Source organism: Pseudomonas juntendi (assembly GCF_021560075.1).
GTDB classification, from domain to species: domain Bacteria; phylum Pseudomonadota; class Gammaproteobacteria; order Pseudomonadales; family Pseudomonadaceae; genus Aquipseudomonas; species Aquipseudomonas juntendi.
Map to the genome: position 1 here is coordinate 2140253 of NZ_CP091088.1, position 22609 is coordinate 2162861.

The following is a 22609-nucleotide window of genomic DNA, read 5'->3' on the forward strand; positions in this document are numbered from 1 at the left end:
CCAGCTGCGGGGTCAGCGCAAGTCGCCAAGCATGTCTGCCAGCGTCTCCAGCACGGCGCCGGCCAGTGCCTTGGAGCGCGTGCCCGACCAGCCGGTGGCGGCGTTGGGCGCATCATCATGGTCCTTGAATGGCATTTCCAGGGTCAGCGACAGGCAGTCGTACGCCATGCCCACCGCATTGCAGGCCAGGGTGGTGTTCGCCTGGCCAGGCTCGTCGCGGGTGTAGCCATGTACCGTCTGGAAGTCGCGGGTAAGGCTGCACAGGGTGCTGCGGAACTGCGCCTCAAGCTTTGCCAGCCGGGGTGTGTAGCCTGGGTTGCCCTCGCACGCCGCCGTGAATACATGGGGGATTTCTTCATCACCGTGCACGTCGATGAAGGCGTCCACACCATATTGCTTCATCTGCGCCTGGGCGAAGAACACTTCCGGGGTGAGTTCGACACTGGCGTCCTGCCAGGCACGGTTGAGGTCCTTGCCTTTGAAGTTGGTGCGCAAATGGCCAAGGAAGGCGCCGTCGGGGTTCATGTTGGGGATCAGGTACAGATCGGCTTTGCCCAGCAGTTGCTGGATCACCGTGTCGTTAGCCTGCAGGCGGTCTATCACGCCCTCCATGAACCATTCGGCCATGTGCTCGCCGGGGTGTTGCTGGGCGATCAGCCATAGCTTGCGCTTGCCCTCGGCACCATCACCCGCCCGTAGCAGGGGAATGCCCCGGCCTTGCACGCTGCGGCCGCTGGCCAGCAATTCGACACCGGGCAGTTGCCGGGCCCGCTCGATCAACTGGTTGTGGCGAGCGCGCGGGTAAGGTTCGAAGTAGGCGAACCAGACCTGCGGCTGCTCAGCCTTGAGTTCGAACGAAAGCGCGCTGCCATCGAACTGGCTGGGCACCCGGAACCAGCGTTGCTGGTCGTAACTGGCAACGGCGTTGTAGCCGCTCCAGGCATGCTTGTACGAAGCGCCAGAGGCGTTGTCGAGGCTGAAGCGGTGGACCTGGCCCGGCGTCAGCCCGCTGACCCTGAAGTGGAACCACTGGTAATGGTCGCTGTGGGTGTCCGGGCGGATGGCCAGGCGCACCTGCGCCGGGTTGCTGGCATCCAGTACCTGGATATTGCCAGAATCGAAATCGCAGTCGATGTGCAGGGGGGACAGCGTTACGCTCATGGGCCGGGCTCCTTTGTGGGCATTGTTGTAGGCGTACTGTACACGGCTTGGCCGTGCAAAGTGGCGCTCGGTCCCATGCCCCCCCTGCAGAGTGTCTCAGTCCCAATCAGGGGCAAGGCCCGGCGGGCTGACTTCACGGCCATTGCGTTCCAGCGTGGCGATGCGTGCCATGTCCTGGTCATCCAGCTTCAGGCTACGGGCCAACAGGTTGCTGGCCAGGTTCTCGCGCTTGGTCGACGAGGGGATCACCGCGTAGCCCAGTTGCAGTGCCCAGGCCAGGGCAACCTGGGCCACGGTGGCCTTGTGCTTGGTGGCGATCTCGGTCAGCACCGGGTCCTTCAGCACCTTGCCGTAGGCCAAGGTCATGTAGGACGTGACAGTGATGCCTTGCGCCTCGAGGTAGGCAGCCAGCTTGCTGTTCTGCAAGTACGGGCTGAGCTCGATCTGGTTGGTGGCGATTTCGCCTTTGCCCACCACCTCGATGGCTTGCTCGGTCAACGCGATATTGAAGTTCGACACCCCGATCTGGCGGGTCAGGCCCGCTTTCTTGACCTCGGCCAAGGCGGCCATGTAGGCGGGCAGGTCAACGCCGTTGCCCGGGGCTGGCCAGTGGATCAGCAACAGGTCCACGTAGTCGGTGCGCAGTTTTTTCAGGCTTTCCTTCAAGCTGTCTTGCAGCTTGTCATGGGCATAGTTGTCGACCCAGATCTTGGTGGTAATGAACAACTCACCGCGTGGTACACCGCTCTCGGCGATGGCCTGGCCGACCTCTGCTTCGTTCTTGTAGACCTGCGCGGTGTCGATGGCCCGGTAGCCCAGCTTGAGGGCGGCCTTGACCGAGTCGATGACCGTCTGGCCTGTGAGGCGAAAAGTACCGAGACCAAAAGATGGAATGCTCATGAGGTGGCTCCTGCTAGGTGAGGGAAGGGGCTGGAATTCAGCCAGGGGGGGCAGCCCCGTCCGTTGTTTGAGTGTGGAGCAGTGTGCAAGTTTGATGCGGTTTGATTAAGGCGGGGTTCGACCAAGGACATTTGATCCCCAGGCAAAAAAGGGCGCAGGCGTGGGTGGGCTGGGAGGAAGCTGGGGCAGGGTTGAGCGGTACCGGCGGGTACAAATGAAACGGCCCGCCATTGCGGCGGGCCGTGGTGTTGCAGGTGGCAATCAGCGGCGACGGAACAGCGGCAGCGGCTCGTCGGTAGCGGCCTGGTAGGTCACCGAGAAGTCCTTGAGGCCCTGCAATGCGTCTTCCGGGTCCTTGTCGGCACGGATGGCGAATGCATCGAAACCGCAACGGGCCATGTAGAACAACTGGTCGCGCAGTACGTCACCAATGGCACGCAGCTCGCCCTTGAAGCCGTAGCGGTCACGCAGCAGGCGCGCGTTGGAGTAGCTGCGCCCGTCGGTGAAGGCGGGGAAGTTCAAGGCGATGACCTGGAAGTACTGCACGTCTTCACCGATTTCTTCGGCTTCCTGGTCGCTGTCCAGCCACACGCCAAGGCCGCCGTCGCGGGCCTTGAGCACATGGGCATGGTCACGCCACATCTGCAGCGGAACGATGTAGTCGTCGCAGTTGGTCAGCTCGTCGAAAGACGTTTCCTTGGGCAGCAGGTGCCAGGTTTCGTCGACGATCTGATTGTTCTTAATGATTCGCTGCATAGACGCGTTCCTTGAAGGGGTCGATACCGATACGCTGGTAGGTGTCGATGAAACGCTCTTCCTCGGTACGTTGCTCGACGTACACCGCGATCAGCTTTTCGATCACATCGGCCATGTCATCCTGGGCGAAGGACGGGCCGAGGATCTTGCCCAGGCTTGCGCCGCGTGCAGCGTTGCCGCCCAGCGACACCTGGTAGAACTCCTCACCTTTCTTGTCCACGCCGAGGATGCCGATGTGGCCCACGTGGTGGTGGCCGCAGGCGTTCATGCAGCCGGAAATGTTCAGGTCGATTTCGCCGATGTCGAACAGGTAGTCCAGGTCGTCGAAGCGGCGCTGGATGGACTCGGCAATCGGGATCGACTTGGCATTGGCCAGCGAGCAGTAATCACCGCCCGGGCAGCAGATGATGTCGGTCAGCAGGCCGATGTTCGGAGTGGCGAAGCCGCTTTCGCGTAATTCCAGCCACAGCGCGTGCAGTTGGCGCTGCTCGACATCGGGCAGGATGATGTTCTGCTCGTGCGAAGTACGCAGGAAGCCGAAGCTGTAGCGCTCGGCCAGGTCGGCCACGGCGTCCAGCTGCTTGTCGGTCAGGTCACCCGGGGCCACGCCGGTGGGTTTGAGCGACAGGGTAACGGCCACGTAACCCGGCCGCTTGTGAGCGCGGGTGTTGCGCGAGCGCCAGCGGGCGAAGCCAGGGTACTCGGCGTCCTGGGCGGCGAAGTCGACGTTGTCCAGGGCCAGGTATTCGGGGTCGACGAAGTGGCGCGATACCCGCTGCACTTCGGCTTCGGTCAGGGTAGTGCTGCCGCCACGCAGGTGGACCATTTCGGCCTCGACCTTTTCGGCGAACACTTCCGGGGTCAGTGCCTTGACCAGGATCTTGATCCGCGCCTTGTACTTGTTGTCACGGCGACCGTAACGGTTGTACACGCGCAGGATGGCGTCGAGGTAGCTGATCAGGTCTTGCCACGGCAGGAATTCGTTGATGAACGAGCCGACCACCGGGGTACGCCCCAGGCCGCCGCCTACCAATACGCGGAAGCCCAGCTCACCGGCCGCATTGCGCACCGGCTCCAGGCCGATATCGTGCACTTCGATGGCGGCACGGTCTTCCTGCGAGCCATTGATGGCAATTTTGAACTTGCGCGGCAGGAAGGCGAATTCCGGGTGGAAGGTGGTCCACTGGCGCACAATTTCGCACCATGGCCGTGGGTCGATGACCTCGTCTGCGGCAACCCCGGCGAACTGGTCGGTGGTGGTGTTGCGCAGGCAGTTGCCGCTGGTCTGGATCGCGTGCATCTGCACTTTGGCCAGCTCGGCAAGGATGTCTGGAACATCTTCCAGCGCCGGCCAGTTGTACTGCACGTTCTGCCGGGTGGAAATGTGGGCGTAGCCCTTGTCGTAGTCGCGGGCGATCTTGGCCAGGGTGCGAACCTGGGTGGCGTTCAGCTGGCCGTACGGCACGGCGACACGCAGCATCGGCGCGAAACGTTGGATGTATAGGCCGTTCTGCAGGCGCAGAGGGCGGAATTCTTCTTCGCTCAGCTCACCGGCCAGGTAGCGGCGGGTCTGATCACGGAACTGCTTGACGCGGTCCTCGATGATCCGCTGATCGTACTCGTCGTATACGTACATAAAAGTCCTGTCTCAGGCATGCAGCTATTCGCGCGCACGGCCGCGCACTCCGGTACGGAGCCGGGGAACGATAGCAGGTTGCGTTTATGCGCTAAAGTGATGTTTTTGCATATGAAAAGAACCAAATGGACTATGTGAGACTGACTGCCATTTGTGCCCAGTATACCGGCGCGGCGGGTATAATCCGCGGTTTGCGTTACAGGGATGCCAGCCCATGTTGAAGGCGTTGTGCCAAAGCATTTGTCTTGCCTTGCCGCTGGCGGCGAGCGCACAACCGGCTTCGGTGGTGTTCCTCAACCCGGGGCTGTCCAGTGAGACGTTCTGGAACAGCTACAGCCGGTTCATGCAGGCCGCCGCCCAGGAGCTGGGCATGACCCTGCGCGTGCAATACACCGAGCGCAGTGCCGACCAGGCGTTGACCCAGGCAAGGGCGATACTCACCGCGCCGCAGCGGCCCGATTACCTGATAGTGGTCAACGAGCAATACGTGGCGCCGGAAATCCTGCGCCTTTCGCGCGGCACGGGGGTGAAGCTGCTGCTGGTGAATAATGGCCTCACGGCCAGTCAGGAGCGCAGCATCCTGGCCCAGCCCGACAAGTTCGCCGCGCCACTGGGCACACTGACCAGCAATGACGAACAGGCGGGTTTCGAGATGTTGCATCAGATGGTCGCGCGATTGCCACGTGGCCATGGCCCGGTAGAGTTGCTGGCGTTTGTCGGCGTCAAGACCACGCCGGCCTCGCAAATGCGCGAGCAGGGTATGCGCAGGGCGCTGGCCGATTTCCCCCAGGTGCGCCTGCGTCAGGTGGTGTATGGCGGCTGGAGCCGACAGCGGGCCTACGAGCAGGCGCAGCTGCTGCTGCAGCGTTACCCGAACATCGGCCTGGTGTGGTCGGCCAATGACGAAATGGCCTTCGGCGCCATGCAAGCTTTCCAGGAAGCCGGCCATACGCCGGGGCGTGACGTGCTGTTCGGTGCTGTGAACAGCTCGCCCGAGGCGCTGCGTGCGCGCATCGACGGCCGCCTGAGCGTGCTGTTGGGTGGGCATTTCACCCTCGGTGGCTGGGCCATGGTGATGCTGCACGATGATGCCCAGGGGCTGGCGCTGAACCGTGATGGCTTGCGTGTACACACCGCGCCGGTCATGCAGGTGATTGACCAGGCCAAGGCCAGGCGTTGGCTGAAACTGCTGGAGCGGGACGACTATGGCGTGGATTTTCAGCGCTACAGCGCCGAAGGGCGGCCTGCCAGTTACCAATACCCGTTTTTGACGTCGCCGGTCGAATATTGAAAGACCCTGCTTGAGAGAAGGGCATTGCTCGTCTTAACTGCTGGTTGTGAAGTGCATTCCCATAACCACTACAAGAGGCAATGCAATGGGAAACTCAACCAAGGTCCGCAAAGCTGACAGCAGTGTCGATGCCTGGGCGATCCTCTGCCTGATCGTGCTGGTGGTCGTCACCGCCGTGTACTGGGTCAGCCACCAGTGACTTGAACCTTCCGACCGTGATGCAGCCACGGCGCCTGCGGCAGCCATTGCGCAGGCGTTGTGCTTTGCGGCCCCGTGATTAACGCGCGGTAAGGTGTAGCGCCAGTTGCACCAGGCCAATCAGCACGGCAATGAACACCAAGGTGAACAGTGTGCCCATGACGATGAAATGGCTTGCCTTGCCATGGGTGAAGTCGCGGGCGCGGTTCTTGCCGCTTTGCACGCCGAAGGCGGCGGCGAGGATGCTGTGCAGCATCTGCCAGAAGGTCGGCGGTTTGCCTTGGCTGGAATCGTCCATGGTGGCTCCTGAATAATCAGAGGCAATCAGGGACAGTGTAGGTGGGGTTTGCCGCTACCGTGCAACCCGTTCGCGACCCGAGCCCGCGCCTGCCGAAGCAACCGGGCCCGGGCAGCCGCAACCGGGTGTCGCGAAGGGCCGCAAGGCGGCCCCGGCAGACTCAGCTGTCGTAACCCAGGTTAGGGGCCAGCCAGCGCTCGCTGACGCTGACATCCTGGCCTTTACGCGCGCTGTAACACTCGATCTGGTCCTTGTCGACCTTGCCCACGGCAAAGTACTGCGCATGCGGGTGGGCGAAGTACCAGCCACTGACCGCCGCGGCCGGGAACATCGCGAAGTGCTCGGTGAGGAACACGCCGCTTGGCCCGGTTTCGCCAATGGCCGTGCCATCGAGCAGGCGGAACAGGGTCTCTTTTTCGGTATGGTCCGGGCAGGCCGGGTAGCCCGGTGCCGGGCGGATGCCGCGGTACTGCTCCTTGATCAGCGCTTCGTTGTCCAGTTGCTCGTCGCGGGCATAACCCCAGTGTTCCTTGCGCACCTGTTCGTGCAGCCATTCGGCACAGGCTTCGGCCAGGCGGTCGGCCAGGACCTTGACCATGATCGAGCTGTAGTCGTCGCCTTTGTCCTGATACGCCTTGGCCACTTCCTCGGCACCAATGCCGGCCGTGGTGATGAAGCCCCCCACGTAATCGGTCACGCCGCTGCCTTTGGGCGCGACGAAGTCGGCCAGCGACCAGTTGGCCTTGCCGTCCGGCTTGATGGTTTGCTGGCGCAGGTGGTGCAGGGTGGCCAGGGTCTGGCCATCTGCACCGTAGACTTCGATATCGTCATCGGCGACCTGGTTGGCCGGCCAGAAGCCGAACACCGCCCGGGCACTGATCAGCTTTTCGTCGATCAGCTTGTCGAGCATTTCGCGGGCATCGTTGTACAGCGCCGTGGCCGCTTCGCCGACCACCTCGTCGGTGAGGATGCGCGGGAACTTGCCGGCCAGGTCCCAGGAAATGAAGAACGGTGTCCAGTCGATGTATTCGGCCAAGGTGCGCAGATCGATGTCTTCCAGCACCTTCACGCCGGTGAAGGAGGGTACCGCTGGCTGGTAGCCGGCCCAATCGTATTGCGGCTTGGCGGCGATGGCCTGGGCGTAGCTCAGGCGCTCGGTACGGGCACTGCGGTTGGCGGTGCGTTCGCGTACTTCCACGTACTCCTGGCGGGTCCGCTCGATGAAACCTGGCTTGAGCTCCCTGGACAGCAGCTGGGTAGCCACGCCAACCGCGCGCGAGGCGTCGGTGACGTAGACCACGGCATCGTTGCTGTACTTCGGTTCGATCTTGACGGCGGTATGCGCCTTGGACGTCGTGGCGCCCCCGATCATCAGCGGCAGCGTGAAGCCCTGGCGCTGCATTTCGCGGGCAACGTGGACCATCTCGTCCAGCGACGGCGTGATCAGGCCGGAGAGGCCGATGATGTCGCACTTTTCGTCGCGAGCGGTTTGCAGAATTTTCTCGGCCGGCACCATCACGCCAAGGTCGACGATATCGTAACCGTTGCAGCCCAGCACAACGCCAACGATGTTCTTGCCGATGTCGTGCACGTCGCCTTTCACCGTGGCCATCAGGATCTTGCCTTTGGCTTCGGGCTTGTCACCTTTCTCGGCCTCGATGAAGGGGATCAGGTGCGCCACTGCCTGCTTCATCACCCGGGCCGACTTGACCACCTGGGGCAGGAACATCTTGCCCGCGCCGAACAGGTCCCCGACCACGTTCATGCCGTTCATCAGCGGGCCTTCGATCACTTCGATCGGGCGTGCGCACTGCTGGCGGCAGGCTTCGGTGTCCTCGACGATGAATGCGGTAATGCCCTTGACCAGCGCGTGCTCCAGGCGTTTTTCCACCGGCAGCGAGCGCCACTCTTCGTTTTCCACTTCTTTGGTGGCGCCGCCGCCGCGGTAGTCTTCGGCGATTGCCAGCAGGGCGTCGGTGCCGTGCGGGGTGCGGTTGAGCACCACGTCCTCGACCTTTTCGCGCAGCGCAGCGGGAATTTCGTCGTAGATTTCCAGCTGGCCGGCGTTGACGATACCCATGGTCAGGCCGTTCTGGATCGCGTGGTAGAGGAACACCGAGTGGATCGCCTCACGCACCGGGTTGTTGCCACGGAACGAGAACGACACGTTGGACACACCGCCCGAGCTCAGCGCATGCGGCAGGTGGTCGCGAATGTAGGCACAGGCCTCGATGAAATCGACGGCGTAGTTGTTGTGCTCTTCGATACCGGTGGCGACGGCGAAGATATTCGGGTCGAAGATGATGTCTTCCGGCGGGAAGCCCACTTCGTTGACCAGGATGTCGTAACTGCGCTGGCAGATTTCCTTCTTGCGCGCAGCCGTGTCGGCCTGGCCCACTTCGTCGAAGGCCATGACCACCACGGCGGCGCCGTAGCGCTTGCACAGGCGGGCATGGTGCTTGAACTGCTCCACGCCTTCTTTCATGGAAATGGAGTTGACGATGCCCTTGCCCTGGATGCACTTCAGGCCCGCCTCGATCACTTCCCACTTCGACGAGTCGATCATGATCGGCACGCGCGAGATGTCCGGTTCGCCAGCGATCAGGTTGAGGAAGCGGACCATGGCGGCCTGGGAGTCGAGCATCCCTTCGTCCATGTTGATGTCGATCACCTGGGCGCCGGCTTCGACCTGCTGCAGGGCGACTTCCAGGGCTTCGGTGTAGTTCTCTTCACGGATAAGCCGGGCGAACTTGGCGGAGCCGGTGATGTTGGTACGCTCGCCAACGTTCACGAACAGCGACTGGCGGTCGATGGTGAACGGCTCCAGGCCCGACAGGCGGCAGGCCTTGGCGATTTCCGGAATCTCGCGCGGCGGGTATTTGGCGACCGCTTCGGCAATCGCCTGGATGTGGCCCGGGGTGGTACCGCAGCAACCGCCGATGATGTTGAGGAACCCGCTGGCGGCGAACTCCTCGACCACCGCGGCCATTTCGGCAGGGCTTTCGTCGTATTCACCGAAGGCGTTGGGCAGGCCGGCGTTGGGGTGTGCCGAGACATGGGTGTCGGCCTTGGTCGACAGTTCTTCCAGGTACGGGCGCAAGTCCTTGGCGCCCAGGGCGCAGTTCAGGCCCACGGAAATCGGCTTGGCGTGGCGTACCGAGTTCCAGAACGCTTCGGTGGTCTGGCCCGACAGGGTGCGCCCGGAGGCATCGGTAATGGTGCCGGAGATCATGATCGGCAGTTCGATGCTGTCTTCCTCGAACACCTGTTGCACGGCGAAGATCGCCGCCTTGGCGTTGAGAGTGTCGAAGATGGTCTCGATCAGGATCAGGTCGGCGCCGCCTTCGATCAGGCCACGGGTGGCCTCCACATAGTTCACCACCAGCTCGTCGAAGGTGACGTTGCGGTAGCCAGGGTCGTTGACGTCCGGTGAAATCGAGCAGGTGCGGCTGGTAGGGCCGAGCACGCCAGCAACGAAGCGCGGCTTGTCGGGGGTTTCCAGCGTCTTGGCATCGGCCACCTGGCGGGCAATGCGCGCACCTTCGACGTTCAGCTCGTACACCAGCGATTCCATGCCGTAGTCGGCCTGGGAGATTTGGGTGGCATTGAAGGTGTTGGTTTCGAGAATATCCGCGCCCGCATCCAGGTAGGCTTTCTCGATGGCAGCGATCACGTCTGGGCGGCTGAGCAGCAACAAATCGTTGTTACCCTTGACATCGCTTGGCCAATCGGCGAAACGCGTGCCACGATAGTCGTGTTCCTCGAGCCGGTAGCTTTGGATCATAGTGCCCATGCCGCCGTCGAGGATCAGGATGCGCTCTTTGAGGGCGTTCTGGAGTGCTTGGAGACGAGCGCTGCGGTCGGACATAGGAACTACCTGGTCGGGCGAATATCAGAAGGGGCCGAATCATAACAAAGCTGCGCGGTTTTTAGGTGCATCGCCCATTTCCATGAATTCTGCTCATGTTGGCCTAGCCGGTGAAAAACGGTGGCCAAGGACGACCAGGCAACAAATCGTGATGGCTTCAAGAACCAGGACTTTCCGCACATGGTGCAACGTATCCTTGCCGGCGCTTTCGCCCTGCTCCTTAGTGGCGCGGTGCTTGGGCAAGCTCCCCAGTCGAGCCCGGCCATATCCTACACCCGGGACATCCAACCCATTTTCACCGAGAAATGCGTGGCCTGCCACGCCTGCAACGATGCCGCCTGCCAACTGAAGCTGGAAAGCCCCGAAGGCGCAGTACGCGGGGCCAGCAAGGTTCCGGTGTACCAGGGCGAGCGCAGCCAGGCAGTGCCCACCACGCGGCTGTTCTACGACGCCCACAGCGAGAGCGAGTGGCGCAAGAAAGGCTTCTACTCGGTGCTCGACAACCAGGGCAGCCAGGCCGCGCTGATGGCGCGCATGCTCGAACTGGGGCACAAGACGCCACTCACGCCCAATGCCAAGGTGCCTGACGAGATCGTCCTGGGCCTGAACCGCAACAACATGTGCCCCTTGCCCCATGAGTTCGATGCCTACGCCGGCGCCCATCCCAAGGAAGGCATGCCGCTGGCCGTGACCGGGTTGACGGACCAGGAATACGACACCATGCGCCGTTGGCTGGCCGCCGGCGCGCCGGTCGAGTACCAGCCGATCCAACCCAGCGCTGCCGAAGCCCGGCAAATCGCCGAATGGGAGGAACTGCTCAACCGCCCAGGCTCCACCGAAGCGCTGGTTGGCCGCTGGCTGTACGAGCACCTGTTCCTGGCGCATATCTATTTTACAGGGGGTGAGCAGGGTCATTTCTTCCAGTGGGTGCGCTCGCGCACGCCAAGCGGCCAGCCAGCAGACATCATCGCCACGCGGCGGCCCAACGACCCGCCCGGTACCGACTTCTACTACCGGTTGATCCCGGTGCAGGGCGTGATCGTGCACAAGACGCACATCACCTACCCAATGGGGCCGCAAAAGCTCAAGCGGGTGAAGCAGCTGTTCTATGCCGGTGACTGGCATGCCAGCGCGCTGCCCGGCTATGGCCCACGCCACCGCGCCAACCCGTTCGAAACCTTCGAGGCCATCCCGGCGGTGGCGCGCTACCAGTTCATGCTGGATAACGCCGAGTACTTCGTGCGCACCTTCATCCGCGGGCCTGTTTGCCGGGGGCAGATCGCCACCGACGTCATTCGCGACAACTTCTGGGCATTGTTCCAGGAGCCCGCGCACGACCGCTACATCACCGATGCGCACTACCGCGGCGAAGCCACGCCGTTGCTGGCCATGCCAGGCCAGAACGACGACGTGGGCAGTGTGCTGAGCCTGTGGCACGCGTACCGCGACAAGCGCAACGCCTATGAAAAGCTGCGCCGGGAAGCCTATGCCGAGCTGCCGGCCCCAGGCTGGGCGACGCTGTGGGCCGGTAACGACAATGCCTTGCTGAGCATATTCCGTCATTTCGACAGCGCCTCGGTAACCAAGGGCCTGGTCGGCGACGTGCCCCTTACCGTCTGGCTGTTCGACTACCCACTGCTCGAACGCACCTATTACCAGCTGGCAGTCAATTTCGATGTGTATGGCAACGTGTCCCACCAGTTGCAGACGCGCCTGTACTTCGACCTGATCCGCAACGGTGCCGAGGTCAATTTCCTGCGCCTGATGCCGGCAGACCAGCGCAAGGCGATTCTTGGCGACTGGTACCAGAACAGCGGCAAGGTCAAGATGTGGCTGGACTACGAGGACATCGACAGTGACACGCCGAGCGGTATCAAGCTTGACCCGCGCAACCCCACGCGCGACTTCGGCCTCAAGCTGTTGCAGCGCACCGGCAGCCTGAATGCCGCGCCCGACCCGATCAACCGCTGCCAGGGCGCCTTCTGCTCGCGGCCGCAAATGAGCGAAGAGTTCCGCAATGCCGAGCAGTCGCTAAGCCGCCTGGTCTCGCGCCCGGCGGCCGGGCTGAAGGTGATCAACCAGCTGCCCGAGGCGACGATGTTGCGCATCGAAGGGCAGGGCGGCCAGCGCCAGGTGTACAGCCTGCTACGCAATCGCGCGCACAGCAACGTGGCCTTCCTGCTTGGCGAGGCCTATCGCTACCAGCCTGGCCTGGACACCCTGACCCTGTACCCCGGTGTGCTCAGCAGTTACCCCAACTTCATGTTCAACATCCCGACCAAGGATGTGCCGGAATTCGTCGAGGACATGGAGTACGCGAAGGACGATGCGGCGAAGTTCGAACGCATTGTCATGCGCTGGGGCGTGCGCCGCAGCCACCCCGAGTTCTGGCGCTACTTCCATGACCTGAACAGCTACATCAAGGAAACCGAGCCGCTCGAGGCCGGGGTGCTGGACATGAATCGCTACGAAAACCTCTGATCGGTTTGGCTGACCTTTCCGATACACCTGCGGTCGGAAAGTGTTAGGTGGCCTGTATCGGTGCTCACGCAGCCGATACGGGCCTCAATGCACCGAAAAGCGCAGGTTCTTTCATGTTGTATTCGCTTCAGGCATTGCGGGCGTTCGCCGCTTGGGTGGTGGTCTGCCACCATTTCATGCAGATCTTCTTCGATTTCCATGCCACGGGCCCCGTCGGCCAATTGCTCACTGACCGCGGCGCCGTGGGCGTGGACATCTTCTTCGTGATCAGTGGGCTGGTTATCTACCTGTCGACCTGCGACAAGCCGGTCGAGCCGCGCCAGTTTCTGCTCAACCGGGTGCTGCGCATCGTTCCCGCCTACTGGTTCTATACGGCCCTGATGGCCTTGTTGTTGCTGGCGTTCAGCCAATGGATGCCGCACCAGGTGTTCAGTTGGCATCACCTGCTGCTGTCGCTGCTGTTCATCCCGGCGGAGAACCCCGGCGGTTATGGCCTGTATCCCACCTTGAACGTGGGCTGGACGCTGAACTTCGAGATGTTCTTCTACCTGTTGTTCGGCCTGGCTTTCCTTGTGCGCAAACGTCACCACCTGTTGATGGTGGCTGGCGCCTTGCTGCTGGTCAGCGAGGTGCTGGGGCGGTTCGGCTTGCTCAGCCACTTTTACAACAACGACATCATCTATGAGTTCTTGCTCGGCATCGGCCTTGGGGTCTTGTACCGCCATGGGCTGATCCGCCAGGGCCGGGTGCTGGCGTTGCTGTTGCTGGGGGCGGCAGGCCTGGCCATCTATCACCTCGATGCATCGCAGCGTTTGCTGCATTGGGGCGTGCCGAGCGCAATGATCGTGCTGGCCTTCATCGCCCTGGAACCGATGTTCAAAGGCAACCGGCTGCTCAAGGCGCTGGGCGACTGCTCGTATTCCGTGTACCTGATCCATGTGCTGGTGCTGTATGCCGGCTGGTTCGCCAGCCAGCGGCTGCAGTTGAATCCTTACTGGGTATTCGCGGTGTGCGTGCCGTCCATTGGACTAATGTCGTGGTTCAGCTATTGCTGGCTGGAACGTGGCCTGTACCGGCGCATGCAGGCGTGGCTGGCGGCGCCGCGAGGGGGCGAGCCGGCCTATGCGCTTTCCCGAGTCAAATACTAGGACTTTGTTCGATGCGCCGGTTGGCGTACACTTGGCGGCAAGTCTGTGAGGAACCTACATGAGCGCTATAACCATTACCGACGCCGCCCATGACTACCTGGCCGATCTGCTCTCCAAGCAGAACACGCCTGGCATCGGCATTCGTATTTTCATCACCCAGCCGGGCACCCAGTACGCCGAAACCTGCATCGCCTACTGCAAGCCGGGCGAAGAGAAGCCTGACGACACCGCCGTTGGCCTCAAGAGCTTTACCGCTTACCTGGATGCGGTCAGCGTGCCGTTCCTGGAAGATGCCCTGGTCGATTACGCCACCGACCGCATGGGTGGCCAGCTGACCATCAAGGCGCCGAACGCCAAGGTGCCGATGGTCAATGAAGACAGCCCGATCAACGAGCGTATCAACTACTACCTGCAGACCGAGATCAACCCTGGTCTGGCCAGCCATGGCGGCCAGGTCAGCCTGGTAGATGTAGTGGACGACGGCATTGCTGTGCTGCAGTTTGGCGGTGGTTGCCAAGGGTGCGGCCAGGCTGACGTAACGTTGAAAGAAGGCATCGAGCGCACCCTGCTCGAGCGTATCCCGGAGCTGAAGGGCGTGCGTGACGTGACTGACCACAGCCAGAAAGAAAACGCCTACTACTAAGCCTTCCGGCGGCTGCGGGGCTGCAGCCTCACCGTTGCCATGGCGCATGCTTGCTCGGGCTGCGTTGCAGCCCGATCGCGACACGAGGCCGGGTCTGAACAGGCCGCTAAAGTCCCCGCACTTAGCAATAAAGTGTTACGTTTTCAAGCCCTGCGACAACAGGCCGCAGCCCGTATTTCAAGGGCTGCAGGCTCTACCTGCCCAGGTCGGGTAGAACCCCTCTGGGTCTCATGCCAGAATGCCCCGGTTTTTCGACTGGCCCGTCCCAAGGGCCGGCACCTTCCCTGTAAAGGATGGTTTCATGAATGATCTATATAGCCGGCGGGCAGTCGTCGCCGGCATGGGCGTTCTCGGGCTCGGCCTGCTGGCGGGCTGCAGCCCGGCGCGGGGGCTCGAGTTCAAGTACGGCAAGAACATGAGCAATGAGATCCTCGGGCGCAAGTTCAGCCTCAAGGACCCGCAAGGCAACGTGCGCACCCTGTCGAGCTTTTACGGCAGCATGCCCATGATTTTCTTCGGCTTCACCCAGTGCCCGGCGGTCTGCCCCACCACGCTGGCGCGTGCGGCGCAGATCCGCAAGACGCTGCGCGGCCGCGACCGCGACTTGTTCCAAGTGGTGTTCATCACCCTGGACCCGGAGCGCGACACCCCCGAGGTGCTCGATGCCTACGTCAAGGCCTTTGACCCCACGTTCATCGCACTGACCGGCACCCCCGAAGAAATTGCTGCAGTAGCCAAGGAATTCAAGGTGTTCTACGAGAAAGTCCCGGCCGGGGACACCTACACCATTTCTCATTCGTCCACCAGCTACGTCTACGATACACGTGGCACCCTGCGCCTGAGCCTGGGCCATTCCCTGACTGCCAAGGAATGCGCCGAAGACCTGGTCACCCTGATGGAGATCTGCTGAATGTTGATGCAACCGATCAAACGCGGCCTGGCTGCCCTGGCCCTTGCCGGGCTGGCACTGCCGGCCCTCGCCCAGACCACCGTGAGTGAAGCCTGGGTGCGTGCCAGCGTGCCGCACCAGCAGTCCACCGGCGCATTCATGACCCTGACCGCCAGCAGCGACAGCAAGCTGGTGAGCGTGGCGTCGCCAGTTGCCAAGACCGTTCAGGTACACGAAATGACCATGAACGGCGATGTGATGGGCATGCGTGAGGTGAAGGCTGTCGAGCTACCCGCGGGCAAAGCCGTTACGCTGGACCCAAATGGCCTGCATGTGATGCTGATGGGCCTGAACGGCCAGGTCAAGGAAGGCGAAAAAGTACCGCTGAGCCTGACCATCGAAGACGCCAAAGGCGCCAAGGAAACCGTGGAAGTGCAGGCTGAAGTGCGCGCGCTCACCGCCGAGGCGGGCGGCGGCCACGACCACATGCACATGCAGCACTGACAGGTTCCAGCAAGGCAGCCTTGGCGCGCCGGTCAACTGCGAAACTTGGGCAGTGGCCGGTCGAGGGTCAGCGAGGTCAAGGTCTTGCGGACTTGCGCCTCGTCGGCTTCCAGCGCCCGTAAACTCGCGCGAATCTTGCCTGCGGCGGGCACATCGCCCTGCCGGTCGATCCAGTCGGCAATCTCCTTGCACGCGCTACTCAGGCAGGCCTGGCGCTGGTTCATCAGCGACAGTAGGGTGGTGAGCTCTCTTTGGGACATGGCAGGATCCTCCGTTCAGCCCTGTTAGTGTAGCAGTGGCTAGGCGGCCTGCCTGTGGCGAGGTGCCACAGCTCAGCCTGACCTCCAGGCGCTGCGATAAACGCCCGGCGGCACGCCGTAGGCCTGCTTGAACTGCCGGCTCAGGTGGCTCTGGTCGGCAAAGCCCAGGTCGAACGCGACCTGCGACGCTACCAGGCCGCTTTTCAGCATTTCCCGTGCACGGGCCAGGCGCCGCTGTTTGAGCCAGGCATGCGGCGGCAGGCCGGTAGCCTGGCGAAACACCCGGGCGAAGTGAAATGGCGACAGGTTGACCGCCGCTGCCAGCGCCTCCAGCGAAGGCGGGTCGGCCAGCCGGCTTTCCAGCAGTTCGCGCGCGCGGGCCACTGCCAGGGGCTCTTGGCCCGGGGCCGAAGGCGCCGCGCATTGCCCATGGCGCTGCACCAGCGCCAGCACCGCCTGGCGCCAGGCGGTTTGCTGCTGCAGGGCGCTGGCACCGGCTTCTGACAACTGGTGCAGTTGACTGAATGCAACGGCCAGCGCAGGGTCTTGGATCACGCTGGCCTTGAAGCTGGGCATGCCGTGACGCCCCAGCTCCAGTTCCTCGAGCACCCCTGTGACCCGTTCATGATCGGGGTAGAAACCGCGATAGCGCCAACCTGCTTCGTGAGCGGTGGCGCCGGTGTGCAGTTCGTCCGGATTGATCAGCACCATGCTGCCGACCGGGGCCAGGTGCTCGCTGCCGCGGTGCCAGAAACGCTGGGCGCCGGACTCGATCACGGTGAACACATAACCCTCGTGGACGTGCGGGGCGAAGCGTTGCTGAACGTAACGCGCGTGCAGCATCTCGACGTCGCCCAGCGCTGGCGCCTGCCAAAGGTGTGTCTGCTCGCGCAGTGCCTCGCTCATGCCAGCCAACTGCGCAAAAGGAAGAAGATCAACATGCTCACCAGCATGCTCAGCACTACGCTGCGGGTCAACAGCACCAAGGTGATGGCCGCCAGTGAGCCCAGCAGGTAGGGGTTGAGCAGGCTCAGTTCGAGCTGGTGCTCGGGCAGGAAAATGATGGGGCCGCAGATGGCCGTGAGCATGCCCGGCACGGCAAAGCCCAGAAATTGCCGCGCGTTGGAGCTAAGCCGTAAGGGCAGGCGTGGCTCCAGAAACGCGTAGCGGTTGAGAAACACGATGGCCCCCATGGCAAAAATCAGCACCCAGGTCATGTGCGTGCTCCGGCAAATTTCTGGCAGATGAAACCGGCGCTCATGCCCAGCAACCCGGCGGCGACCAGGGCGGTCTCCCAGTGCCAGTAGCTGAACAATACCGAGCAGAACAGCGACACGGCTACGCACGCCAGCGTGGCGAGGTTGCGCACCAGCGGCGCGATCAAGGCCACGAAGGTGGCGACGATGGAAAAGTCCAGCCCGTACTGGTCCAGGTGTGGAATGCTCTGGCCCAGCAGGATACCGGCCAGGGTGAACAGGTTCCAGGCAACGTAGAAGGTCAGGCCCACCCCTAACGCGTACCAGCGGTTGAACTGCTGCTGCTCGTACTGGCTGGTCAGGGCGAAGAATTCGTCGGTCAACAGAAAGCCTAGGCCCAGCCGCCAGCGCAGCGGCTGGTTGGACAGCACTGGGCGCATCGACAGGCCATACAGCAGGTGCTGTGAGGTCAACAGCAAAGTGGTCAGCAGTATCGATGCCAGGTTCGCGCCGCCCTTGAGCATGCCGATGGCCACCAGTTGCGCGGCGCCGGCAAAGACGATGGCCGACAGCCCTTGGCCCTGCCAAGGGCTTAGGTTGGCCTCGATGGCCATCGACCCGGCGAGCAGGCCCCAAGGGGCGACGGCAAGGGACAGCGGCAGGATGGCGATGGCGCCGTGGAGAAAGGCTTGGCGAGCAATGGTGGGCATGGTATCTGCAATGCGTTTACAGGGCAGGCCAGCATGCCAGACGGTCAGGGGGTTGGCTTGAACGATCTTGCTGGTCGACAGCGCTTTTGGCGTGAGCGCCCGTAATGCCCCCGGGCACCAGCTAGGGGTGCCGGGTCAGGTGTTGCTGCGCTGTCACGCAGCCATTGATGTCGACCGCCTTCTGCAGCAGGCTCAACCGGTGCTGTGGGTCCAGTTCGCTGAGCAGGCGGTACACCTCGGCCTGGTAGTCACGCTGGCGCCCCCACAGCATTTCCAGGCCTTGTGGCTGGTTGCGTCGGCAGGCCAGGTGAGTGGCAGGCTGCGGGTAATAGGGGGCGTACACGGTGGCCATGCTGGGGATGGCCTCCAGGGCTGTGCGGTAATCGCTACTGGCATTGTAGGGCTGGCACCAAGTGGCGATGGCCGGTGCGGGTGCGGCAAAGCCCTGCTTTAGGCTGGCTTCGAGCAACGGGCAGGCAGCTTCAGGGATCTGCGCCGCGGGAAGGTAGGTCATGTAGTACAGGGCCAACCGGTACTGGGCGACCGGGTGGCCCAGCTCGACCGACTTTTTCAACAGGGCCACCGCTGTAGGCAAGGTGTGAGCCATTGCCTGCCCCTGGCGGCTGAGCTCCGCGTCGGCGCCCAGCGACGTGCGCAGGGTGCTGCTGCCTTCTTCCTGATTGTCGGCCTGTTCCAGCAATGGCAACGCCTGGCGGTAGAGCAGGTCGGCATGCGGGTCGATATTAACCTCCAGCGCCTGGGCAGCCAGCGGCAGTAACGCAACCAGCAGCGCGGGCAGGCGCATGGCCAGGCTCACAGGTGAACCCCATGGGCGGCCAGGTGAGAGTGCACGGTTTCGACGGTCATGGCGGTCAAGCATTGCGCCTCGGGGAAATCGGAACGACCACGTATTCTAGCCAGCCAAGGGGCCTGGCCGAAAGGCCGCTGTGCAAATGTCAGACGAGTCTGATAGGGGTGACATTACGCTGGGCGTGTTTTTCCTGGGCCAGGCCCAGCTTGGCGGTGATCACCTTGGCCAAGGCATTGTTGCCCAGGTCGTTCAGGTGCAGGCGATCGATGAACAAATCTGCCCCGAACACGGGCGAGCTGCTGAGCATGCCGTTCATGTCGTAGCAGGGGACCGGATCGGCCTGGCTCTTGATGCGGCGGAAAAACGCCGAGTGCAGTTGGCTGTCGAACGCGCCTTCGAGCAGCCGGTCGAAGTTGCCCGGCTGCTGCTCCAGTGCCGCCAACATGGCCTGTTCGCCGGCCGGCAGGGTTTCCCGGCACCAGGGCAGCAACGGCTGCAGGATGAAGGTCAGGGTGGCATGGCTGTCGGCCAGCAACCGGTCCCATTGCCGCAGCGTGCGGCCAATGGTGTCGGCGGCGCGAGCCAGGCGCTTCTCCGGGGCGGATAGCGGCCAACTGCCCACGGCTTCGGCTGGCGGCGGCGGCGCCAAGGCTTGACCAATGCGCCGCCACAACGATTGCCGGCGGGCGGCGGTGGCAGGCTGCAGGCCTTCGCTGAAGCTGTTGAGAAAGTCCTGGTAAGCCTTGCCATGGGCTGCTGCGGGGCTGGCAAGCACTTCGCACAGGGCTTCGTGGGCCAGGCTGTTCAGGCCGCTGAGCACGACCACGTGGCCGAGCTGGCCCAGGCGATGCTGGTGGGTCAGGAACAACAGCAGCTCCTGGCTGGCATTGAGCCCGCAGCCGGCCAGGCTCAGCCAGACTTCGCCAGTGAGCATCGACAGGTGCGAAGCCACGGTGTGCTCGTCGGAGCTGGCGCCGATGCCCAGGGCTGTCGAGCCGCCCACCAGCAAGTTGATGCGTGAAGCGCCGCCGCGCTCGCCCGCAGAAAAGCGCTTGCCGGCGCAATGGCTGTAGCGCAGGCCCAGGGCATCGGTGTTGATGGTGCCAGAGCGGTAGCCGGTTTCGTGCACATGCACGGTGTGTGGCGCACGGCGGCTGCCGCGCAGCAGAAAGCGCTGGTAGTCCTGTGGCAGCGGCGAAGGAGGCGGGCTGGTGCGGGTGGAGTTCATGAATGCTCCTTCAATGGCGCCGTAGGGTGCACAGCAGTTTCAGGCCGCCAGTTCTTTCAGGTTGTACAGCAGGCCGCCTGCGGCGATCAGCAGCAGCGCCACGCCGGACGCCAGGCTGATGACCCGGTTGCTACGCTGCGAGGCGATCTTGCCGATGGCGAAGATGTACAGGCTGAGCACGGCGAAGTCGATGGCCACCCAGAGCAGCGACAGGACCACCATGCTTTTGCCGAACGACTCGGTGATCTGGATGAACTGCGGGAAGAAGGCGATGAAGAAGATGATGTCCTTCGGGTTGGAAATGCCCACCATGAACCCTTGCAGCAACCCGCCACGGCCGGGCTTGGCCGCCTCGTTAGGGGCCTCGTTCGAGGCCGCTGCAGCCGGCGCCTGCAGCGCCTCGCGCAGGGTACCCACGGCAATGTGGCCGATGAACAGGCAGCCCAGCAGGCTCATGATGTTGAGCCAGGTCTTGTCGATGGCCGCGCTGGTGAGGATGATCCAGGCGGCTGCGCCAATCAGCACCAGGGACGCCCAGTTGGTGCCGACGGCGGTGAACATGGCCTTGCGCGAGCCCGAAGCGGCCGCAGTGTTGACGATCAGTGCCACCACTGGGCCGGGCGTGGCGATCAGCAGCAGGACGGTGAGGGCATAAGTGGCGGTGAGTGCGGTATTCACGGTCAGTTCTCGATCAGTATGTCGGGTGTCGGCTGGTGTGCGGTGTGGGTATGAAACGGGCAGCGCGACGGGTTCAGCGAACCTGCCTCCTGCAGCTGGTACTGCTTCCATTCGTAGTTGTTGGCATCGCCAAAAGCGCCAAGGGTGTCGGGCACGACGCCATCGTTGTAGTGGTGTACCCGCTCGCGGATGCGCGCGCGGATGCGCCGGCCGCTTTCGCTGCGGGTGTCGGCCACTTCGTCGAAGTTTTCCCGGGGGTTGATGACGAAGGTGATGTGTTGGCCCAGGTTGCGGCTTTTCATGCGCTGGTGGCCGGGGAAGTTCATGTTGATGAACAGCGGCATGCCGGCGTAGCAGAACGACCAGCCGGTATCGGCGGGGTCGGTCGGTATGCCCTGTGGCCAGGGGTGAGGGTCGCGCGCATGCACCCCGCGCAGCACCTTCCAGGCCAGCGCCTGCTGTTCGCTCAGGCTGCTGTCGGCTGCAGTCTGCAGAAACACCACCAGTGGGCTGCCGATGCGCTGCCGGGGTGTGACAGGTGCGATGAGGCGCACATAATCGGCCAGGCCCTGTGCGATATCATCCGACAGTTGCTCGGCGCGTGCGAACAGGATGTAACAGGTTTCGCCGTTTACCGCCTTGCGGCCGAACAGGCACGGAAATTCGGGGTTGGCGAGAATGGTGCGAAATTGTTCTACGGTGGTGTACGTCCAGTGTTGCATGTCATGACCATGTTCAGCGGCGAGCTCTAGCGCATCCAGGCGATAGCAATTTCCATATCCCGTAAACATGATTTCCCCAGGCGTGAATTTAAATGAACGTTCCAGTCATATGCAGGCAGGATCTTGGTTATATTTGTTTTTTACCTGCATTTTCCGAGACGCACTTCACGTTGTAAAACGCGTGGAACTATGACCTACTATTAGTCTCACTCATGCTCGGGATATCGCCATGTCGGAACGCATCCAGGCCCTGCACGCATTGCGTGCCTTCGAGGTGGCGTCACGCTATGGCTCCTTCACCCGTGCGGCCGAAGAGCTTGCCTTGACCCAGGGTGCAGTCAGCCACCACATCAAGACCCTCGAAGCCATGTTTGGTTGCGACCTGTTCGAGCGCCGTGGGCCCAAGCTGAGCCTGACCGAGCATGGCCGCGTGCTGGCCCAGGAACTGAAAGTGGGCTTCAAGATCATCGAAAATGCCTGCGCGTTGTTGCGCCAGGACCGTTATGGCTTGCGCCTGAAGGCGCCTTCCACGCTGACTGTACGCTGGTTGTTGCGGGCGCTGGATGCATTCAAGAAGCACGAAGACCACTGCAGCGTGCAGCTGTCGAGCGTGTGGATGGACATCGACACCGTCGACTTCTATTCCGAGCCTTACGACTGCGCCATTCTTCTGGCCAGCGGGCGCTTCCCTGCCGACATCGACAGCTTCAAGCTGTTCGACGAGTGGCTGATACCGGTATGCCACCCCGATTACATGGCGCAAGCGCAGCCAGCCCTCAGCGACCTGCCGCAGTGCGAGTTCCTGCACCCTTCCCCCGACCGGCGCGACTGGCGGCGCTGGTTGGCGCGGATGGACGCGCTGCACATCAGTATCGACCAGGGGCAGGTATTCGACACGCTGGACCAGGGCATTTCGGCTGCACAGCAGGGCCTGGGCATTTCGGTCGTCGACCTGGTACTGGCCAGTGCCGACCTGGCGGCCGGGCGCCTGGTTACGCCATTCAAGCATGCCGTGGCCACCGGCGACGGGTACTACATGACCTGGCTCAAGGCCAGCCCCAAGGCGCGGCAGATGCACAAGCTGCGTGACTTCCTGATGGGCCAGGTGCCGCCGCTGGCCTACAAGGATATCGACTACCTGTACGGTTGAGCCGTACTGCTTCGCGGTGGCAGAGCGCTGTGGCCAAAATGCCTTGCAACGGCTGCGCGCATGCCAGCCAGCGGTTTAGAA

The 22609-nt window shown here is 62.8% G+C and carries 21 protein-coding genes; 7 read left to right on the plus strand and 14 right to left on the minus strand.

Annotated elements, in window-relative coordinates:
- Positions 1-12 precede the first annotated feature (12 nt).
- The 4 genes from L1P09_RS09900 to L1P09_RS09915 form a co-directional block, all read right to left on the minus strand.
- Complete coding sequence (locus L1P09_RS09900) at positions 13-1161, minus strand: M14 family metallopeptidase (protein WP_235768763.1); 1149 nt, start codon at positions 1159-1161, stop codon at positions 13-15.
- Between the two features lie 96 nt (positions 1162-1257).
- Positions 1258-2061 (minus strand): 2,5-didehydrogluconate reductase DkgB, encoded by an 804-nt coding sequence (gene dkgB, locus L1P09_RS09905; RefSeq protein ID WP_009685914.1) that lies wholly within the window; start codon positions 2059-2061, stop codon positions 1258-1260.
- A gap of 261 nt (positions 2062-2322) precedes the next feature.
- Positions 2323-2817, minus strand: a complete 495-nt coding sequence (locus L1P09_RS09910; protein ID WP_009685913.1) for a DUF934 domain-containing protein — start codon at positions 2815-2817, stop codon at positions 2323-2325.
- Positions 2801-4453 carry a nitrite/sulfite reductase gene (locus L1P09_RS09915; protein WP_054904132.1) on the minus strand — a complete coding sequence of 551 codons (1653 nt, stop codon included), beginning with the start codon at positions 4451-4453 and terminating at the stop codon, positions 2801-2803. The genes L1P09_RS09910 and L1P09_RS09915 overlap by 17 nt, the downstream gene beginning before the upstream one ends.
- 214 nt (positions 4454-4667) lie before the next feature.
- Between L1P09_RS09915 and L1P09_RS09920 the strand changes: the two genes are divergently transcribed.
- On the plus strand, positions 4668-5744 hold the full coding sequence (locus L1P09_RS09920; protein WP_235768764.1) for an ABC transporter substrate-binding protein: 1077 nt from the start codon (positions 4668-4670) through the stop codon (positions 5742-5744).
- 277 nt (positions 5745-6021) lie between these two features.
- Here the strand turns inward: L1P09_RS09920 and L1P09_RS09925 are convergent, their stop codons facing one another.
- Positions 6022-6240, minus strand: coding sequence for a DUF2970 domain-containing protein (locus L1P09_RS09925; protein ID WP_009685910.1), 219 nt, complete (start codon positions 6238-6240; stop codon positions 6022-6024).
- Between the two features lie 160 nt (positions 6241-6400).
- Entirely contained in the window at positions 6401-10108 is a 3708-nt protein-coding gene (metH, locus tag L1P09_RS09930; protein ID WP_235768765.1) for a methionine synthase, read from the minus strand.
- A gap of 180 nt (positions 10109-10288) precedes the next feature.
- Between metH and L1P09_RS09935 the strand changes: the two genes are divergently transcribed.
- From L1P09_RS09935 to L1P09_RS09955, 5 genes are all read left to right on the plus strand, one after another.
- The gene (locus L1P09_RS09935) at positions 10289-12589 is read left to right on the plus strand and encodes a fatty acid cis/trans isomerase (protein ID WP_054904152.1); all 2301 of its coding nucleotides are present in this window, start codon (positions 10289-10291) and stop codon (positions 12587-12589) included.
- A gap of 113 nt (positions 12590-12702) precedes the next feature.
- Positions 12703-13737, plus strand: coding sequence for an acyltransferase family protein (locus L1P09_RS09940; RefSeq protein WP_054904129.1), 1035 nt, complete (start codon positions 12703-12705; stop codon positions 13735-13737).
- A 58-nt stretch (positions 13738-13795) separates the two neighbouring features.
- Positions 13796-14380, plus strand: coding sequence for a Fe-S biogenesis protein NfuA (gene nfuA, locus L1P09_RS09945; RefSeq protein WP_003250416.1), 585 nt, complete (start codon positions 13796-13798; stop codon positions 14378-14380).
- A gap of 301 nt (positions 14381-14681) precedes the next feature.
- Positions 14682-15290 (plus strand): SCO family protein, encoded by a 609-nt coding sequence (locus L1P09_RS09950; RefSeq protein WP_054904128.1) that lies wholly within the window; start codon positions 14682-14684, stop codon positions 15288-15290.
- Positions 15291-15773 carry a copper chaperone PCu(A)C gene (locus L1P09_RS09955; protein WP_029884912.1) on the plus strand — a complete coding sequence of 161 codons (483 nt, stop codon included), beginning with the start codon at positions 15291-15293 and terminating at the stop codon, positions 15771-15773.
- Positions 15774-15805: 32 nt separating this feature from the next.
- On the opposite strand, the gene L1P09_RS09960 is transcribed toward L1P09_RS09955, so the two are convergent.
- The 8 genes from L1P09_RS09960 to L1P09_RS09995 all read right to left on the minus strand — a co-directional run bounded on the left by L1P09_RS09960 (position 15806) and on the right by L1P09_RS09995 (position 21447).
- Positions 15806-16033: a hypothetical protein gene (locus L1P09_RS09960; RefSeq protein ID WP_029884913.1), complete on the minus strand. Its 228-nt coding sequence runs from the start codon at positions 16031-16033 to the stop codon at positions 15806-15808.
- A 72-nt stretch (positions 16034-16105) separates the two neighbouring features.
- On the minus strand, positions 16106-16939 hold the full coding sequence (locus L1P09_RS09965) for an AraC family transcriptional regulator (protein ID WP_054904127.1): 834 nt from the start codon (positions 16937-16939) through the stop codon (positions 16106-16108).
- Positions 16936-17250 (minus strand): AzlD domain-containing protein, encoded by a 315-nt coding sequence (locus L1P09_RS09970; protein WP_009685903.1) that lies wholly within the window; start codon positions 17248-17250, stop codon positions 16936-16938. The genes L1P09_RS09965 and L1P09_RS09970 overlap by 4 nt, the downstream gene beginning before the upstream one ends.
- Complete coding sequence (locus tag L1P09_RS09975; protein ID WP_054904126.1) at positions 17247-17939, minus strand: AzlC family ABC transporter permease; 693 nt, start codon at positions 17937-17939, stop codon at positions 17247-17249. The genes L1P09_RS09970 and L1P09_RS09975 overlap by 4 nt, the downstream gene beginning before the upstream one ends.
- Before the next feature lie 121 nt (positions 17940-18060).
- A complete protein-coding gene (locus L1P09_RS09980) occupies positions 18061-18756 on the minus strand; it encodes an SEL1-like repeat protein (RefSeq protein ID WP_235768766.1) in 696 nt (231 codons plus the stop codon).
- 139 nt (positions 18757-18895) lie between these two features.
- Positions 18896-19978 carry a hypothetical protein gene (locus L1P09_RS09985; protein ID WP_235768767.1) on the minus strand — a complete coding sequence of 361 codons (1083 nt, stop codon included), beginning with the start codon at positions 19976-19978 and terminating at the stop codon, positions 18896-18898.
- A 39-nt stretch (positions 19979-20017) separates the two neighbouring features.
- On the minus strand, positions 20018-20656 hold the full coding sequence (locus tag L1P09_RS09990) for a LysE family translocator (RefSeq protein WP_115294176.1): 639 nt from the start codon (positions 20654-20656) through the stop codon (positions 20018-20020).
- 2 nt (positions 20657-20658) lie between these two features.
- Entirely contained in the window at positions 20659-21447 is a 789-nt protein-coding gene (locus L1P09_RS09995; RefSeq protein ID WP_235768768.1) for a YqcI/YcgG family protein, read from the minus strand.
- A gap of 160 nt (positions 21448-21607) precedes the next feature.
- Here L1P09_RS09995 and L1P09_RS10000 point away from each other — a divergent pair, with 160 nt between their 5' ends.
- A complete protein-coding gene (locus tag L1P09_RS10000) occupies positions 21608-22528 on the plus strand; it encodes a LysR substrate-binding domain-containing protein (protein WP_235768769.1) in 921 nt (306 codons plus the stop codon).
- Positions 22529-22609: the final 81 nt, after the last annotated feature.